We start from the raw sequence: 16263 nt of genomic DNA, 5'->3' as shown, positions 1-16263 counted from the left end.
TGGTGATCGACGGTCGATGCGCGTAGGGTTTGGACCTCGCATCTTATAAGAACTGGAGCCATGCCATGAGGATCGTCTCCGCCCACGAGGGCGTCATCCCGATCAGCTCGTCGATGAGCAACGCCTTCATCGACTTCTCGACGATGGACTGCTCGGTCCTCGCGCTGGTGAGCGACGTGGTGGTCGACGGCGAGCCGGTCGTCGGTTACGGCTTCAACTCCAACGGCCGCTACTCCGCGGGCGAGATCCTGCGCCGCCGGATCCTGCCGCGGCTCCTCGAGGCCGATCCCGACAGCCTCCTCGACGAGGCGGGCGGCCTGTCGCCGAGCGCGGCCTGGGACGCCATGATGCGCAACGAGAAGCCCGGCGGGCACGGCGAGCGGTCGGTCGCCGTCGGCGTGGTCGACATGGCGCTGCACGACCTCGCGGCCAAGGTCGCGGGCGTGCCGCTGCACCGCTGGATCGCCGACCACTACGGCGACGGCGGGTCCGACGACTCGGTGTTCGTCTACGCAGCCGGCGGCTACTACGCGCCCGGCAAGACGCTGGGCGACCTGCAGGACGAGATGCGCCGCTTCCTCGACGCCGGCTACGAGGTGGTCAAGATGAAGATCGGTGGCGCCGACCTGACCGAGGACCTGCGCCGGATCGAGGCCGTGATCGAGGTGCTCGGCGGCGACGGGTCGCGGCTGGCGGTCGACGTCAACGGACGCTTCGACCTCGACACCGCGCTGGCCTACGGCCGGGCGATCGACCCCTACGGGCTGTTCTGGTACGAGGAGGTCGGCGACCCCCTGGACTACCGGCTCAACGCGACCCTCGCCGAGCACTACCGCGGCTCCATCGCCACCGGGGAGAACCTGTTCTCCCTCCAGGACGCCCGCAACCTCGTCCGCTACGCCGGGCTGCGGCCCGACCGCGACTGGATCCAGGTCGACCCGGCCCTGAGCTACGGCCTCGTGGAGTACCGCCGCATCCAGGACATGCTCGCCCAGCACGGCTGGTCCTCACGCCGCTGCATCCCGCACGGCGGCCACCAGTTCTCCCTCCACATCGCCGCCGCCCTGCGGCTCGGCGGCAACGAGTCCTACCCGGGCGAGTTCCAGCCGACCGGGGGCTTCGCGGACGACGCGGTGGTGGAGGGCGGACGGGTGCGGCTCGACGACCGCCCCGGCATCGGCTTCGAGGGCAAGGCCGCCTTCCACCGCGTGCTGCGCGACCTGCACGCGTGACGCCCTAGCGTGGGGCCATGGACACCCTGGTCGAGATCTGCCTCGAGGACGTCGGGGGCGCCGCGCTCGCCGCAGCAGCGGGTGCGGACGCCCTGGAGGTGTGCGCCGGGCTGGCTGATGGCGGCACGACCCCGACGATCGGCTTCGTGCGGCACTGCGCGGCCGCCGCGCAGGGGCTCGAGATCCGGGTGCTCGTGCGTGCCCGGCCCGGCGACTTCGTGCACTCCCCAGAGGAGGTCGAGGTCATGGTCGCCGACATCGAGGCGGTGCGCGAGGCGCTCGCCGGGTCGGCCCGGCTCGGGTTCGTCGTCGGGACGCTGACGCCCGACGGCGACGTCGACGCAGGTGCCGTACGACGACTCGTGGCCGCGAGCGGCGACGCACCGGTCACCTTCCACAAGGCCTTCGACTCCGTGCCGGACCAGCCGTCGGCGCTGGCGCTGCTGGCCGACCTCGGCGTCTCCCGCGTCCTGACCTCGGGTGGCCCCGGTCCGGCGATCGACCACCTCCCGGAGCTGGCCGACCTGGTGCGGCGCGGCGGCGACGACGTGCGCATCGCGGTCGGGGGCGGCGTACGACCCGCGAACGCGGCCCGCATCGTCGCTGAGACCGGCGCCCGCGAGGTGCACCTGCGCGCCCCGGGGACGGTCGTGGCAGCCGGGTCGTCCGCCGGCTACGACGACGGGCGCCGCAGCGTGACCAGCGCCGAGGTGCTGGCCGAGGTGATGTCAGCCCTCGGCAGGTAGGCCCGGGTCGTCGGAACAGGTGTCGCCGGGGAACAGCTCGGCGTCCGCGAGCGGGTCGACGCCACTGACGTCGTCGAGGGGGAACATCGGGCGCCGGACCCGCCGGTGACCGAGCCGCGCCAGGTCCTGGTCGACGCCACCCGGGGTGAGCGCCAGCATCCAGTCGGCGGCCATGTCGAAGAGCTCGGGCTCGAGGTAGCCGATCTTGACCACGACGATGTCGGCGCTGCGCGGGTCGAGGCCGAGCCGGGTGAAGTCCTGCTCGAGGTGGTAGGGCCGGCGCCGGCGGGTGACGACGACGTCGACCGTCGCGGTGCGCACGACGACCTCCAGGTTGTCGTCGGACGGCACGACCGCCACCACCGTGCCGTCGACCTCGACCGGTGGGGCCGGACGGGCGTCGACCCGCGCGCCGACCGTGAGGCGTACGTCGGCGCCGACTCCGGCCTCTGCTGCCGCGAGCGCGCCCGTGGCGTCGGGGATGGAGGCGTAGATCGCGCGCCTGCCGCTCGCCGCCAGCTCCTCGCTCGCCAGCAGCTCGGCCAGCGTCCAGGTCACGTCGCCGGCGCCGCCGGCCGTGGGGTTGTCGCCGGAGTCGGACACGAAGTAGGGCGTGACCGGCGAGGCGAGGGCTGCGGCGAGCACCTCATGGAGCGACCCGGTCGGCGCGACGAAGCCGAACTCCTCGCGCCGCTCCCACAGCTGACGGGCGAGCGAGGTCGCCTCGGTCATCGCCAGGTCGGCGTCGTCGCCGACCACGACCACGACCGCCCCGTTCCGCGGCTCGTCGGCCCACGGGTAGCCGATCCAGATCCCCGCGTCGAGGATCTCGTCGAGCGCCTCGATCTCGGGCACACGGGCGTACAGGCTCGTCGCCGGCTCCTGGCGCGTGCTGGTCATCTCGCCGGGCAGCAGGATCGGCACCGGCACCCACGCCTTGGCAGGGCGGCGGTGCCCCGGCGGCAGCGCGATCCGGTCGAGGAGGTTGCGGGCGGCTCGCTCCTTCGTCTCCTGCCAGTCGATGTGCGGCGCCGTGCGGTACGTCGTCAGCAGGTCGAGCGTCTCGGCAAGCGTGCGCGACACGTTGCCGTGGAGGTCCATCCCGCTGCTGATCAGGCAGTCCGGCCCCACCACACCACGTACGGCGACCGCGAGGTCGCCCTCCATGTCGTCGAGGCCCACGACGCTCGCGGCACCGTGGATGTCGAGCACCACGCCGTCGAGGGGCGCCTCCGCCACGGCCGCGACGAGGCCGGCGAGGATCTCGGCCTTCAGCAGGGCGTAGTCGTCGGCCGGGATGGCACCGCCCGCGATGCTGCGCGCCTGGAGGATGCCGAGCCACCGCGCGCGGTCCGAGAGGGCGCCGCCGGGTCGCCAGAACTCCCACGCGTCGAGGACCTCGCGACCGCGTCGCGGAGCCAGCATCGCCGCCGTCGTCAGGGCCGGGGAGAACGTCGACGCCTCGAGGCTGATGCCGCAGACCGCCACGCGGGGAAGGGCCGGAAGGACGACGTCGGTGGTCACTTCTGGATGGTGTCAGGAGCCTCCGGGAGGGTGCTCGGCAGGTCCGTTGGGCGACTGTTCACCGACAGGTGGTCCGCGACCGGTGACGTCCGGCGATTTGTTGGTAGGGTTGGTCCTGCAACAGGTGCAAGTTCCAGCAGGTTGACGCCCGCGGAGTTTGTGATCCAACGGCGTTTCCCTCTTCGGGCCTTTCCAGCTTGTAAGTCGGAGCGACGTGTCACCGCACTTGATGCGGAGCCGTCGATGTGACGGCTTCTCGTTCCGATAACAGGAGTACCGAGCACATGGCTCAAGGCACCGTGAAGTGGTTCAACGCCGAGAAGGGTTTCGGCTTCATTGCGCAGGAGGACGGCGGCGACGACGTCTTCGTGCACTACTCGGCCATCCAGTCCAACGGCTACAAGTCGCTGGACGAGAACCAGAAGGTCGAGTTCGACGTCACCCAGGGCCCGAAGGGCCCGCAGGCGGAGAACGTCCGTCCGCTCTGATCGGCTGACGCTGGACCTGTTCCAGATCTGATCAAGAGTCTGGCTCCTCCCCCTCAGTGGGGTGGGGCCAGACTCGATTTCGGGGCACACTTGACTCATTCGGGTCATGTTGCGCCGCTTCCGCGTCGGTCAGACTTGGCCCGGGCGCATAAAGTCGTGTGGTCCAACAAACAGACGAGAACCTCAGGAGGGTGACGATGCACGACCAGTTCGACGTGACCCTCGAGGACGGCGACCTCCTCGGCGAGGTCGAGCTCACGACGACGCTGATCATCGCGGCGAGCGAGTCCGACGACCACTTGTCGCAGGAGGAGATCGACCGCCTCCTCGGGGTCAGCCCGCGCAAGCCGCAGGACTGATCCCTCCGCTCAGCAGGTCGCGAAGAGCACCGGGCCGCTGGTGAGGTCCGACAGCACGTAGCTGCCCTCGGCCGGGCGCAGGTCGAGCACCACCTCGCGCCCCTCTGAGCCGGCCCGCTCCACCGAGAACCTGTCGCCGAACTCCCCGCCCTGCCCGGGCGCCGGTCCGGCCGCCAGCCGCGCACGCGCCTCCGCGTCACCGGCGGCGTCGTCCGCGTCCTCGACCTGCATCACCGCCCGTACGTCGCCGCCGGGCAGCACGCCCATGGCGAACCCGGTCAGCGGGTGCACCTCGCCCGCCGCCTCGACGAGCTGGTCGGCCTCGGCCTGCGCGTCGTCGTCGGCCTGAGCCATCGCCAGGTGCTCGCAGGCGTACGCGCCGTCGTACACCGCCGCGCTCAGCGGCTCGTCCAGCGACGCCGCGAGGTCGGCGAGGTCGTCGGGTGCGCCGTCCCCCTCCAGCACCTGCTCCAGGAAGGGGGCCTGGTCGGAGGTCAGCACGAGGCCCTCGTCGGCGAGCAGCGCGACGTGCTGCAGCTCGGGGGTCAGCGTCGAGCCCACGCCCGCCAGCACGTCGGGACCGCCGACCCACACGCCGTCCTCGTCGTCGGGCTCGGTCCAGCCCAGGTCGGCCAGACGGTCCGCGACCGCGTCCATGTCGACGTCGTCGTCGACCTTCAGCACCTCGACCGCTCCCGCGCCCGACTGGGCGAGCAGCTCCCACGAGACGGTGGCGGGGGAGAAGCCCAGCTGCTCCTGCATCACGCCGGCGGACGTCCCGAGCGCCGACGTGGACGACAGGTCGGCGGCGAAGGCCTCGGCCAGGAAGGCGTCGACCTCCTCGGCCGACGAGTCCGCGTCCACGCCGGCCTCCAGCTCGCGGCGTACGCCGTCCCAGTCCGTCCAGGAGAAGCGCGTCGCGTCGGCCGGCGCCAGCTCCATCGCCTGCTGGAGCCGGGTCGTCGGCCCGAGGGCGCGCCAGGCGACGATCCCGGCGCCCGCCACGACGAGCAGGACCACGACGGCCAGCGCGGCGCGAGTCCAGCCCCGGCCGCGGGTCCCGGCGCGCGGGACGACACGATGTGGCACGGGGCTCCTCGCGGTCGGGGTGGGGTGTGAGACTACTTCCATGGAGCCCCGCGACGTGCGCGCTGCCGGTGCCGTCGTGACGCGCAAGGGTGGCGAGGTGCTCCTGGTGCACCGGCCCAAGTACGACGACTGGTCCTTCCCCAAAGGCAAGCTCGACCGCGGGGAACACGTGGTCACCGCCGCGGTGCGCGAGGTGGCCGAGGAGACCGGGCTCGACGTGCGCCTCGGGCCCGCGCTGTCGCAGCAGCGCTACCGGATGTCCAACGGCCGCTGGAAGGCCGTGGACTACTGGACCGCCCGGGTCGCCGGCAGCGACGACGTGAGTCGCTACCGCCCCAACGAGGAGATCGACGCGGTCGAGTGGGTGGACTGGAAGGAGGCGCAGCAGCGGCTCACCTACCTTTACGACCGCGACACCCTGGCCGAGGCGCGCCCGCTGCGGCGGCGTACCCGGGCGCTGGTGGTGCTGCGCCATGCCGCGGCGCGCTCCCGCAACGGGTGGAAGAAGGACGACCGGCGGCGACCGCTCATCCGGCTCGGTGAGGCGCAGTCCCAGCGGCTGGTGCCGATCCTGGCCGCCTTCGACGTGACGGTCGTCCGCTCCTCCTCCAGCACCCGCTGCGTGCAGACGGTGACGCCGTACGCCGACGTGACGGGTTGGCCGCTGAAGCTCTACGACGAGCTGAGCCAGGAGGACGCCTCGCTCGAGGGAGTCGTCGACCTCGTCGACGCCCTGCTCGACGGCGACCTCGACGCAGGCCTCGACCGTGGGAGCGCGGTGCTGTGCACCCACCGACCGGTGCTGCCGACGGTGTTCGACGCGCTCGAGGTGCCTGAGGTCAAGCTCGACCCAGGGGCGATGCTCGTGGTGCACCACCGCAAGGGCCGCGTCGTCGCGACCCAGCACGTGCAGCCCTGAGCCGGGTCGCTTCTATTCCCGTCGACCACCACTCGTCAAGCCTGCCGGGACGATTTCATGTGATCGTCGTCGCACGCCCGAACGGGTGATGCCAACCGGTCCTGCCGAGTTCACCGCGCGTTCACCGACGGCGCCGTGGTCGTTCTCCTGACGTGCTTAGCGTCCTCGTCGTCAGCACACACGAAATCCATTCAGGAGTAACGAAGTGAATCGCACTTCTCACCGCTGGGCCGCCGTGTCCGGTGCGGCCGTCCTGGCCATCACCCTCGCCGCCTGTGGCGGCGCGGACGCCGGCACCACCTCGGAGGGCGGCGAGTCCTCGAGCGCCAGCGGCAGCGTGTCCGTGGACGGTTCCTCCACCGTCTACCCGATGAGCGTCGCGGCCCAGGAGCTCCTCAACGAGGAGAACCCCGACGTCCAGGTCACCGTCGGCGAGGCCGGCACCGGTGGCGGTTTCGAGGTCTTCTGCCAGGGTCAGACCGACATCTCCGACGCCTCCCGCCCGATCGAGGAGGACGAGGTGGCCGTGTGTGAGGAGAACGGTGTGGAGTACACCGAGCTCCAGGTCGCCACGGACGCCCTGACGGTCGCGGTGCACCCCGACCTCGCGGTCGACTGCCTCACCACCGACCAGCTCATCGAGCTCGTCGGGCCGAAGTCGAAGGTCACCAACTGGAGCGACCTCGACCCGAGCTTCCCCGACCAGGAGATCTCCTTCTTCTTCCCGGGCACCGACTCCGGCACCTACGACTACATGGCCGCCGACGTCGTCGGCGACGAGTCCGAGACGCTGCGTGACGACGTCGAGTCGTCGGAGGACGACAACGTCCTCGTGCAGGGTGTCGGCGGCACCGAGGGTGCGGTCGGCTTCTTCGGCTACACCTACTACGAGGAGAACCAGGACACGCTCAAGGCGCTGTCCATCGACGACGGCAACGGCTGCGTCGAGCCCTCCGCCGAGACCGCTCAGGCCGGCGAGTACACCCCGCTTGCCCGCCCCCTGTTCATCTACGTCAACAACGCCAAGTACGCCGACAACGCGGCGACCGCGGCCTACGTCGACTTCTACATCGAGAACCTCGCTGAGATCGCCGAGATCGGTCAGTTCATCCCGCTGAGCGACGAGCTCTACTCGGAGACGCAGTCGAACCTCGAGAGCCTCGGCTCCTGACGTCAGGCACCTGAGCCTCACATGAGCAACAACGCCACCACTGGTGCGACAGGCCCGTCCCCGCGGACGGGCCTGTCGGCCGGTGTCGACCTCAGCCGCAGGTCCCGCCCGGGCGAGCGAGCCATCACGATGCTCCTCCAGGTCTCGGCCTACGCCTCGATCGCCATCACCTTCGGCATCATCGTTGCCCTGATCGAGCCCGTCCTCCACTTCTTCGGAGAGGTCCCCCTCGGCGACTTCTTCGCCTTCGAGGGCAAGTTCGCGGTGCTGCCGCTCGTGACGGCCACCCTCATGGTCACCGTCATCGCCCTGCTCCTCGCCGTCCCGCTGGGGCTCGGGGCTGCCCTCTACCTCTCCGAGTACGCCTCCCGTCGGGTGCGCAAGGTGCTCAAGCCGACGGTGGAGCTGCTCGCCGGCGTCCCCTCAGTTGTCTACGGGTTCTTCGCGCTGACGTTCGTCACGCCGACGCTCCTGCAGGACATCCTGAACATCGGCGTCGGCTTCACCAACGCCCTGGCCGCCGGTCTCGTCCTCGGCGTGATGATCATCCCGACGATCGCCTCGCTCTCGGAGGACGCGTTCTCGGCCGTGCCCCAGGCGATGCGGCAGGGGTCGTACGCGATGGGCGCGAACCGCATGCAGACCAGCCTCCGCGTCGTCTTCCCCGCAGCGCTCTCGGGAGTCGCTGCCGCCGTGGTGCTCGGGATGTCACGCGCGGTGGGCGAGACGATGATCGTGGCGCTGGCTGCCGGCGCCCTGAAGAACTTCAGCCTCGACCCGCGCGAGGGCATGCAGACGATGACGGGCTTCATGGCCCAGACGGCCGGCGGGGAGAACCCGGTCGGCTCGATCGAGTACAACAACCTCTTCGCCGTCGGGATGCTGCTGTTCGCCATCACCCTCGTGCTGAACCTCCTCAGCATCCGCTTCGTACGACGTTTCAGGCAGGTCTACTGATGAGATTCACCCCATTCGAATGCTCACTTCGTTCCGCTTCGAACGGGGACCCCGAATGAGCATCGCCACCCACACCGCGCGCACGGTCACCCGCAGCGTCGCGACCGGGAAGAGCAAGGAGAAGACCCCCGGGTCGCTGATCTTCCTGCTGGCCCTCTGGTTCTCCCTCTTCTTCGGCATCCTGGTGCTGGTCGCGCTCATCATCGACACGGCGATCGCCGGTGCGCCGAGGTTCGACATGAACCTCCTGACGAACTACTCGTCGATCGTCCGCCCGGAGACCTCCGGCTTCCGGGCCGGCATCCTCGGCAGCCTCTGGCTGATGCTGTTCACGGCCATCATGGCCGTCCCGCTCGGCATCGCCGCGGCCCTCTACCTCGAGGAGTTCGCCGACTCCACCACCCGGTGGAACCGCTTCGTCGAGGTGAACCTGCAGAACCTCGCCGCCGTGCCGGCCATCGTCTACGGCCTGCTGGCGGTGGCGGTGATGGCGCTGATCGGCTTCCAGGAGTCCGGCATCGTGCTCGGCGGTGCACTGGCGCTGGCGCTGCTGATCCTCCCCGTCATCATCATCACGACCCGCGAGGCCGTACGCGCGGTGCCGCAGGAGATCCGTCAGGGCTCGCTCGCGCTCGGCGCCACCGTGTGGCAGACGACCTGGCGCCAGACGCTTCCGTCTGCGGTGCCCGGCATCGCGACCGGCACGATCCTGGGCCTGTCGCGGGCGATCGGCGAAGCCGCGCCGCTGGTCGTCGTGGGGCTCGCGGGCTCGGTCCTCTTCGACCCCGAGGGCGTCATGAGCCGCATCACCGCGCTGCCCATGCAGATCTACTCGCTGACCTCGCAGTCGCGAGAGGAGCTCCAGCAGGCAGCGTCCGCGGCGATCATCGTGCTCCTCGTGATGATCCTGGGCCTCAACGCGCTCGCCATCCTCATCCGCAACAAGTTCCAGCGATCCTGGTGAAAGAGACAAACGACATGGCTTCTGCCACTTCCTCCGACACGTTCCCCGAGATGGCATCGTTCGGCGACGTCCAGGCGAGCCCCGAGCGGCGCCTGCCGGATGCTCCGATCAACCCGGTCATGGAGACACGGGACCTCAACCTCTACTACGGCGACTTCCACGCCGTGCACGACGTCAACCTGGCCTACGGCCGGCACGAGATCACCGCCATGATCGGGCCGTCGGGCTGCGGGAAGTCCACCGTTCTCCGATGCCTCAACCGGATGAACGACCTCGTGACCGGTGCGCACGTCGAGGGCGAGGTGCTCTACCACGGCCAGGACATCTACGAGAAGAACGTCGACCCCATCGCCGTACGCACGCACATCGGCATGGTCTTCCAGAAGCCCAACCCGTTCCCCAAGTCGATCTACGACAACATCGCCTACGGCCCCAGGGTCACCAAGATGAAGGTCGACAACATGGACGACCTCGTCGAGGAGGCGCTTCGCGGCGCCGCGCTCTGGGACGAGGTCAAGGACAAGCTCAAGCAGTCGGCGTACGGGCTCTCCGGCGGCCAGCAGCAGCGCCTCTGCATCGCCCGGACCATCGCCACCAGGCCCGACGTGATCCTGATGGACGAGCCGTGCTCGGCGCTCGACCCGATCGCCACGGCCCGTGTCGAGGACTTGATGCTCGAGCTGCGCAACGAGTACACGATCATCGTGGTCACCCACAACATGCAGCAGGCGGCCCGCGTGTCCGACCGCACTGCCTTCTTCACCGCGCGGCCGGACGAGACGACCGGCAACCGTACGGGTCTGCTCGTCGAGTACGGCTTGACCTCGACGATCTTCTCGAACCCCAACGACAAGCGCACCGAGGACTACATCTCCGGCCGCTTCGGCTGACCCACTCCTCTGCCTTCGGCTGGCGCCGCGGCGTCATACCGATCCGAACCAATGTGTGCGGATCCGGATGACGGTCGGGGTGGTCCGGAGCGTCCTGGGTGTCCGATCGGGGGTTCGGACCCCCAGGGCGTGCCCGACCACCCCGCCCCGCCGACTCCCGGTGGCCCGAGCAGCGTCATACGGAAGCGGACGGATGGGTGCGGGTTCGTCTGACGTCCGGTTGCCGGAAACGCTGCGTCATACCGAGCCGTGGCTATGCGCGCGCATTCGTATGACATCGGGGCGGCCCGCCCACCGCTGGACGGCCACGGTCCGTCCACAGCGGGCCTCCCGAGCAGGTCGTCCACAGGCGGTCGGCCGGCGCGTGGCGCGGGTACGTCGACGTCGCGACCGTAGAGGCATGATCCGGACGACCGCCCCTCGCACGGCATCGCTCAGAGCCGCTCGGCGCCAACGAGCGGAGCAGCTCGCCCGCGCCCAGTCCGGCGCGGTGTCTCGGCGTCAGCTCTACGCCGCGGGCTTCACGCGCGCGGAGGTGCGGGCGAACGTCGCTGCGCGGCGGTGGCAGCTGGTGGGACGGCACGTCGTCGTGGTGCACACCGGACCCCTGCCGATCGACACCACGCTGTGGTCGGCCCTGCTGTCGGGTGGCCCCCGTGCGCGGCTCGACGGCGCAACGTCATTGATCGCCGCCGGCCTGACAGGGTTCGACGTCGACCGTCACCGAGTGTCTGTCCCGCGAGGAGCGCGCGTGTTCCGTGACCGCCTCGTCGACGTACGGCAGACACGCCGGTGGAGGGAGGACGACCTGGCGCGCGGTGGCGGACCGCCGCGCACGCGCTCCGAGGTCGCCGCTGTCCGCGGCGCCCTGTGGGCGCGGAGTGACCGGCAGGCCGCGCTGCTGCTGACGATGGTCGTCCAGCAGGGCATCGCGCCGGCCGATCGGATCGGTCAGGCCCTCCTGCAGGTGAAGCGTGATCGAAGGCTGACACTCGTCATGGACGTTGTGTCTGACCTCTTGGGCGGGGTGCGGAGCCTTGCCGAGCTCGACTTCGCTCACGAGTGTCGCAGGCGCGGCCTACCGGAGCCGTCGCGCCAGGTGGTGCGACGTGGCAAGGACGGCCGCTACTACCTGGACGTGTTCTGGGACGAGTGGGGGATCGTCGTCGAGGTGGACGGTATCCAGCACGTGCTCGCGCAAGAGGTCGTCGCCGACGCACTGCGCCACAACGACGTGACCCTCGGCAATCTCAAGGTGCTGCGGGTGCCGGTCCTCGGTCTCCGGGTGGCGGCCGACGAGTTCTTCGACCAGATCGAGCACGCGTTGCTCGATGCCGGCTGGGCAGGACTCGATCCCGCCGCGTGAGCGCCGGCGTACGACAACAGCCATCGCTGGTTTCGTTGCCGCCGGTGAGCGTCATACCGATCGGCACGTATGGGTGTCGCTGGGTATGACGCTGGTCGTTCGGAGTCTGGAGCGTCATACGAACTGACACCCATCGGTGCGCCTTCGTATGACGCTCGCCGCCGACGCCGGACGGGCAGGGGCGGGACGGAACCTCAGGGGAGGAAGATGCGGGCGACCCAGTAGCAGACCGCGGCGACGAGGGCGGCAGCCGGGAAGGTGAGCACCCACGCCGTCAGGATCGACCGAGCCACGCCCCACCGGACGGCGGAGAGGCGCTTGGTGGCGCCGACGCCCATGACGGCGGAGGTGATGGTGTGGGTGGTCGAGATCGGCGCCTCGAAGACGTACGCCGTGGAGTAGAGCACCGACGCCGCCACCGACTCGGCCGCGAAGCCGCGCGCGGGGTCGAGGTGGATGATGCGGCGCCCCAGGGTGCGCATGATGCGCCAGCCGCCCGACCACGTGCCGAGCGAGATCGCCGCGGCGGACACGAAGATCACCCAGAGCGGGAGCGGGTCGGACGCCGTGACGTAGCCGCCGGTGAGCAGCGCCAGGAAGATCACGCCCATCGTCTTCTGCGCGTCCTGGAGGCCGTGGCCGAGGGCCATGGCGGCTGCCGAGAACGTCTGCGCCAGCTTGAAGCCGCGGTTGGCGCGGCCGGGGTTGGCGCGGCGGAAGGCCCACATGATGCCCACCATCGCCGCGAAGCCGAGCGAGAAGGCGACGACCGGCGAGATCAGCATGGGCAGGACGACCTTGTCGACCACGACGTTCCAGTTGGCGGTGGCGCCAGCGGCGACCGCGGCGCCGACGAGGCCGCCGATGAGGGCCTGGGAGGACGACGAGGGCAGGCCGAGGTACCACGTGATGAGGTTCCACGTGATCGCACCGAGCAGGCCGCACATCACGATCACGAGGCCGTGGCTCCCGGTGCCCGGATCGATCACCTCGGACACGGTCTGGGCGACCTTCTGGCCGAGGAAGGCGCCGACGAAGTTCATGACGGCCGCCATGGCCAGGGCCACGCGAGGCTTGAGGGCGCCCGTCGAGACGGACGTCGCGATCGCGTTGGCCGCGTCGTGGAACCCGTTGGTGTAGTCGAACACCAGGGCGACGACGACGACCGCGATGATGATCCCGAGCTCCATCAGGCGACGCTCCGGGCGCGCGAGGGCGAGGTGAGGGCGTGCATCAGGGTCAGGACTCCTTGACCGCGATCTGCTCCACGATGTTGGCGACCTTCTCGAACGCGTCGATCGCCCCCTCGAGGGACTCGACGATGTCCTTCAGCTTGAGGACCTCGAGGGCCTCGTGCTCACCGCTGAAGAGGTTGGCCAGGATGCGGCGGTAGGACTTGTCACCGGTGTTCTCGAGCCGGTTGACCTCGATCCAGTACTCCTCCAGCGAGCCCATCGACTCCAGCTGCGGCATCGCGGCAGCGGTCAGCTCGGCGCAGCGCTGCAGCACCTCGACCTGCTGGGTGGTCTCCGGCGGCAGCGACGTCACCTCGTAGAGCAGCACCAGGTCGACGGCCTCGTCCATCATGTCCATCACGTCGTCGAGCGCCGAGGCGAGGGAGTAGATGTCCTCGCGGTCGAACGGCGTGACGAACGTGCTGTTCACCCGTCGGATGATCGAGTGGGTGGTCTCGTCGGCGGCGTGCTCGGCCTCGCGCATGCGCTGCGCGATCTCGGCCTTCGAGTTGCCCGCGGACAGCATCTCGCTGAGGAGCTGTGCTCCGACGACGAGGTGGTTGGCGGCTTCGCTGAACAGGTCGTAGAACGAGCTGTCGACAGGGCGGAACTTCAAACGCACGGTGAACTCCGAACGGGGGGCGGATGAACCGTGGTTCATGCTAGGGGGTCATCTGCCCATCGATGCAAAACCGGGGCGCTGTTCGGGGCCCGGTGTGACGCGGCGCTCAGCGGCGGCGTACGCGCTGCCGGACGATCAGCTCGTCCTGCAGGTGCCGCTCGCCGCGGTGCATCCGCCATTCGCCGTCCGACCCCAGCTCCCACGCCGTCGTCCCCGGGTCGAGCGCGAGGTCGAGCAGCGCCCCGACCTCGTCGACGACGTGCGGGTCGCGCAGGCGTACGAGCACCTCCACGCGGCGGTCCAGGTTGCGGTGCATCATGTCGGCCGACCCGATCCACGCGGCCGGGTCGCCGCCGTTGTCGAACCAGAAGATCCGGCTGTGCTCCAGGAAGCGCCCCAGGATCGAGCGCACCCGGACGGTCTCGGACAGGCCTGGTACGCCGGGTCGCATCGCGCAGATGCCGCGGATCAGCAGCTCGATGCGTACGCCCTCCTGCGAGGCGAGGTACAGCGCGTCGATCACCGCCTCGTCGACCACCGAGTTCGCCTTGATCCGGATCCCGGCGGGCCGGCCGGCCTGGTGGTGGGCGATCTCCTGGTGGATCTGGGCGACCAGGCCCTCGCGCACGCTGTGGGGCGCCACGAGGAGGTGGTCGTAGGTGCGGTTGCGGCTGACGCCCGACAGGTTGTTGAAGAGCAGGGCGACGTCCTCGCCGATCTCGGGGTTGGCCGTGAGCAGGCCGAGGTCCTCGTAGACGCGTGCCGTCTTGGGGTTGTAGTTGCCGGTGCCGAGGTGGACGTAGCGGCGGATGCCCTCCGGCTCGTCGCGCACCACCATCGACAGCTTGCAGTGCGTCTTGAGGCCGACGAGGCCGTAGACGACGTGGCAGCCGGCCTGCTCGAGCTTGCGGGCCCAGCGGATGTTGGCCTGCTCGTCGAAGCGCGCCTTGATCTCCACGATCACCAGCACCTGCTTGCCGGCCTCGGCGGCGTCGATGAGCGCCTCGATGATCGGGCTGTCGCCGGAGGTGCGGTAGAGCGTCTGCTTGATCGCCAGCACGTGCGGGTCGGCGGCGGCCTGCTCGAGGAAGCGCTGCACCGAGGTGGCGAACGAGTCGTAGGGGTGGTGCAGCAGGACGTCGTGGCGCGACACGGAGTCGAAGACGTCGACCGGCGACGACGACTCGACCTCCGCCAGGCTCGGGTGCGTCGACGGGAGGAACGCGGCGTACTTGAGGTCGTCGCGCGGCAGGTCGGCGATCGAGTGGAGGCCGGTCAGGTCGAGCGGACCGGGCAGCGAGACGACCTCCGCGCGACCGACGCCGAGCTCGGACTCGAGCAGCTCGAGCACCTTGGGGTCCATCGACTCCTCGACCTCGAGCCGGACCGGCGGTCCGAAGCGGCGCCGCTGCAGCTCCTTCTCGAGCGCCTTGAGGAGGTTCTCCGCGTCGTCCTCCTCCACCTCGAGGTCCTCGTTGCGGGTGACCCGGAAGGTGTGGGACGCCAGCACGTCCATGCCGGTGAAGAGCTTCTTGAGGTGCTCGCCGATGACGTCCTCGATCGGCACGAACCGCTGGTTGCCGACGTTCACGAAGCGGCCGAACGTCGGTGGCACCTTGACCCGCGCGAAGTGCTCGGTGCCGGTCTTCGGGTGGCGTACGACGACCGCGAGGTTGAGCGACAGCCCGGAGATGTAGGGGAACGGGTGGGCGGGGTCGACGGCGAGGGGGGTGAGGACTGGGAAGATCCGGTCCTTGAAGAGCTTCTTGCAGAGCTTCTGCTCCTCGCGGTCGAGCTCGGCCCACCGGACGATCTCGATGCCCTGCTTGCCCAGCTCGGGAAGCAGGTCGACCAGCGCCTGCGCGTGCCGCTCCATCAGCGCGCGGCTCGCGGTCCACAGCGTCTCGAGCTGTTCGCGCGGCATGAGCCCGCTGGCCGCCCGCACGGCGACGCCGGCGGCGATGCGTCGCTTGAGGCCGGCGACGCGGACCATGAAGAACTCGTCGAGGTTGCTGGCGAAGATCGCCAGGAAGCGTGCGCGCTCCAGCAGCGGGAGGGTCGGGTCCTCGGCCAGCTCGAGGACCCGCTGGTTGAAGCGGACCCAGGAGATCTCCCGGTCGATGAAGCGGTCCTCGTACTTCTCGACGCCCGCGATGGCCTCGGCGTCGGGCTGGTAGGGCGGCTCGACGTCAAAGGTGTCGGTGGGGTGCCCGAAGGGCTCGGCGACCGGCCCCTCGTCCACCGACGGGGAGACTGCGCTGGTGAGGGTCGCCGGGTCGGACATGCCACTCAGTGTGGCACCGGAAGGTGAACGCCGGATGACCTTCGTCTCAGTAGACCAACGCCTGGACGCCCTCGCCCAGGACCTGCTCGGCGAAGACGGCCGCGCCGGCGATCGTGACGCCCTCGCGGAGGTCGCCGGCGACGATGCCGCGGCGGGCCGCGCACTGCGAGCAGACGGTGATCGTCCCGCTCGTGAGGACCGCTGCCATCAGCTGGTCGAGGGGCGTCGCGAGCTCGAGCTCGAACCGCTCGGCACGACCCGGTACGCCGAACCAGGCGGCGTCGCCGGTCAGCCACAGCGAGACCTCGGCGCCGGACGCTGCCGCGGCCGCCGCGACGGTGAAGCCCTGGTTGAGGCGCTCGGGATCCTCGGCGCCGCAGGTGACCTTGAGGACCAGTGATCGAGCCATGCCTGAAC

At 69.9% G+C, this 16263-nt stretch carries 16 protein-coding genes; 10 read left to right on the top strand and 6 right to left on the bottom strand.

Annotation, left to right across the window (positions count from 1 at the left end; genetic code table 11):
- Positions 1-65: 65 nt before the first annotated feature.
- Together ACFQW6_RS11085 and ACFQW6_RS11080 are read left to right on the top strand one after the other, a co-directional pair.
- Positions 66-1232, top strand: coding sequence for an enolase C-terminal domain-like protein (locus ACFQW6_RS11085; RefSeq protein ID WP_378544590.1), 1167 nt, complete (start codon positions 66-68; stop codon positions 1230-1232).
- A gap of 17 nt (positions 1233-1249) precedes the next feature.
- Positions 1250-1978 carry a copper homeostasis protein CutC gene (locus ACFQW6_RS11080; RefSeq protein WP_378544587.1) on the top strand — a complete coding sequence of 243 codons (729 nt, stop codon included), beginning with the start codon at positions 1250-1252 and terminating at the stop codon, positions 1976-1978.
- On the opposite strand, the gene ACFQW6_RS11075 is transcribed toward ACFQW6_RS11080, so the two are convergent.
- Complete coding sequence (locus ACFQW6_RS11075; RefSeq protein WP_378544584.1) at positions 1961-3502, bottom strand: M81 family metallopeptidase; 1542 nt, start codon at positions 3500-3502, stop codon at positions 1961-1963. The two genes, ACFQW6_RS11080 and ACFQW6_RS11075, sit on opposite strands and share 18 nt — an antisense overlap.
- 284 nt (positions 3503-3786) lie before the next feature.
- Between ACFQW6_RS11075 and ACFQW6_RS11070 the strand changes: the two genes are divergently transcribed.
- Together ACFQW6_RS11070 and ACFQW6_RS11065 are read left to right on the top strand one after the other, a co-directional pair.
- Positions 3787-3990, top strand: a complete 204-nt coding sequence (locus tag ACFQW6_RS11070; RefSeq protein WP_056598399.1) for a cold-shock protein — start codon at positions 3787-3789, stop codon at positions 3988-3990.
- A gap of 197 nt (positions 3991-4187) precedes the next feature.
- Positions 4188-4349: a hypothetical protein gene (locus ACFQW6_RS11065; protein ID WP_378544581.1), complete on the top strand. Its 162-nt coding sequence runs from the start codon at positions 4188-4190 to the stop codon at positions 4347-4349.
- Between the two features lie 9 nt (positions 4350-4358).
- Here ACFQW6_RS11065 and ACFQW6_RS11060 read toward each other — a convergent pair whose 3' ends face one another.
- On the bottom strand, positions 4359-5438 hold the full coding sequence (locus tag ACFQW6_RS11060) for a hypothetical protein (RefSeq protein ID WP_378544578.1): 1080 nt from the start codon (positions 5436-5438) through the stop codon (positions 4359-4361).
- A gap of 40 nt (positions 5439-5478) precedes the next feature.
- Here ACFQW6_RS11060 and ACFQW6_RS11055 point away from each other — a divergent pair, with 40 nt between their 5' ends.
- The 6 genes from ACFQW6_RS11055 (at position 5479) to ACFQW6_RS11030 (ending at position 11705) form a co-directional block, all read left to right on the top strand.
- Positions 5479-6357 (top strand): NUDIX domain-containing protein, encoded by an 879-nt coding sequence (locus ACFQW6_RS11055; RefSeq protein ID WP_378544575.1) that lies wholly within the window; start codon positions 5479-5481, stop codon positions 6355-6357.
- Between the two features lie 205 nt (positions 6358-6562).
- Positions 6563-7528, top strand: coding sequence for a PstS family phosphate ABC transporter substrate-binding protein (locus ACFQW6_RS11050; RefSeq protein ID WP_378544572.1), 966 nt, complete (start codon positions 6563-6565; stop codon positions 7526-7528).
- Between the two features lie 21 nt (positions 7529-7549).
- Positions 7550-8485, top strand: a complete 936-nt coding sequence (pstC, locus tag ACFQW6_RS11045; protein WP_378544569.1) for a phosphate ABC transporter permease subunit PstC — start codon at positions 7550-7552, stop codon at positions 8483-8485.
- 55 nt (positions 8486-8540) lie between these two features.
- Positions 8541-9449: a phosphate ABC transporter permease PstA gene (pstA, locus tag ACFQW6_RS11040; protein ID WP_378544566.1), complete on the top strand. Its 909-nt coding sequence runs from the start codon at positions 8541-8543 to the stop codon at positions 9447-9449.
- A 119-nt stretch (positions 9450-9568) separates the two neighbouring features.
- Positions 9569-10339 (top strand): phosphate ABC transporter ATP-binding protein PstB, encoded by a 771-nt coding sequence (gene pstB, locus ACFQW6_RS11035; protein ID WP_378547531.1) that lies wholly within the window; start codon positions 9569-9571, stop codon positions 10337-10339.
- A 193-nt stretch (positions 10340-10532) separates the two neighbouring features.
- Positions 10533-11705: a hypothetical protein gene (locus ACFQW6_RS11030; protein WP_378544564.1), complete on the top strand. Its 1173-nt coding sequence runs from the start codon at positions 10533-10535 to the stop codon at positions 11703-11705.
- Between the two features lie 194 nt (positions 11706-11899).
- On the opposite strand, the gene ACFQW6_RS11025 is transcribed toward ACFQW6_RS11030, so the two are convergent.
- The 4 genes from ACFQW6_RS11025 to ACFQW6_RS11010 form a co-directional block, all read right to left on the bottom strand.
- Complete coding sequence (locus ACFQW6_RS11025; protein WP_378544561.1) at positions 11900-12895, bottom strand: anion permease; 996 nt, start codon at positions 12893-12895, stop codon at positions 11900-11902.
- A 49-nt stretch (positions 12896-12944) separates the two neighbouring features.
- Positions 12945-13562, bottom strand: a complete 618-nt coding sequence (locus ACFQW6_RS11020; RefSeq protein WP_378544558.1) for a DUF47 domain-containing protein — start codon at positions 13560-13562, stop codon at positions 12945-12947.
- Positions 13563-13668: 106 nt separating this feature from the next.
- Positions 13669-15846: an RNA degradosome polyphosphate kinase gene (locus ACFQW6_RS11015; RefSeq protein ID WP_378544555.1), complete on the bottom strand. Its 2178-nt coding sequence runs from the start codon at positions 15844-15846 to the stop codon at positions 13669-13671.
- Positions 15847-15892: 46 nt separating this feature from the next.
- Complete coding sequence (locus ACFQW6_RS11010) at positions 15893-16255, bottom strand: DsrE family protein (RefSeq protein WP_378544552.1); 363 nt, start codon at positions 16253-16255, stop codon at positions 15893-15895.
- Positions 16256-16263: the final 8 nt, after the last annotated feature.

The organism is Nocardioides sp. GCM10028917 (assembly GCF_042666175.1).
Classification (GTDB): domain Bacteria; phylum Actinomycetota; class Actinomycetes; order Propionibacteriales; family Nocardioidaceae; genus Nocardioides.
Note: the sequence above shows the minus strand (reverse complement) of the source record. Positions and strands in the feature narration are given on the sequence as shown.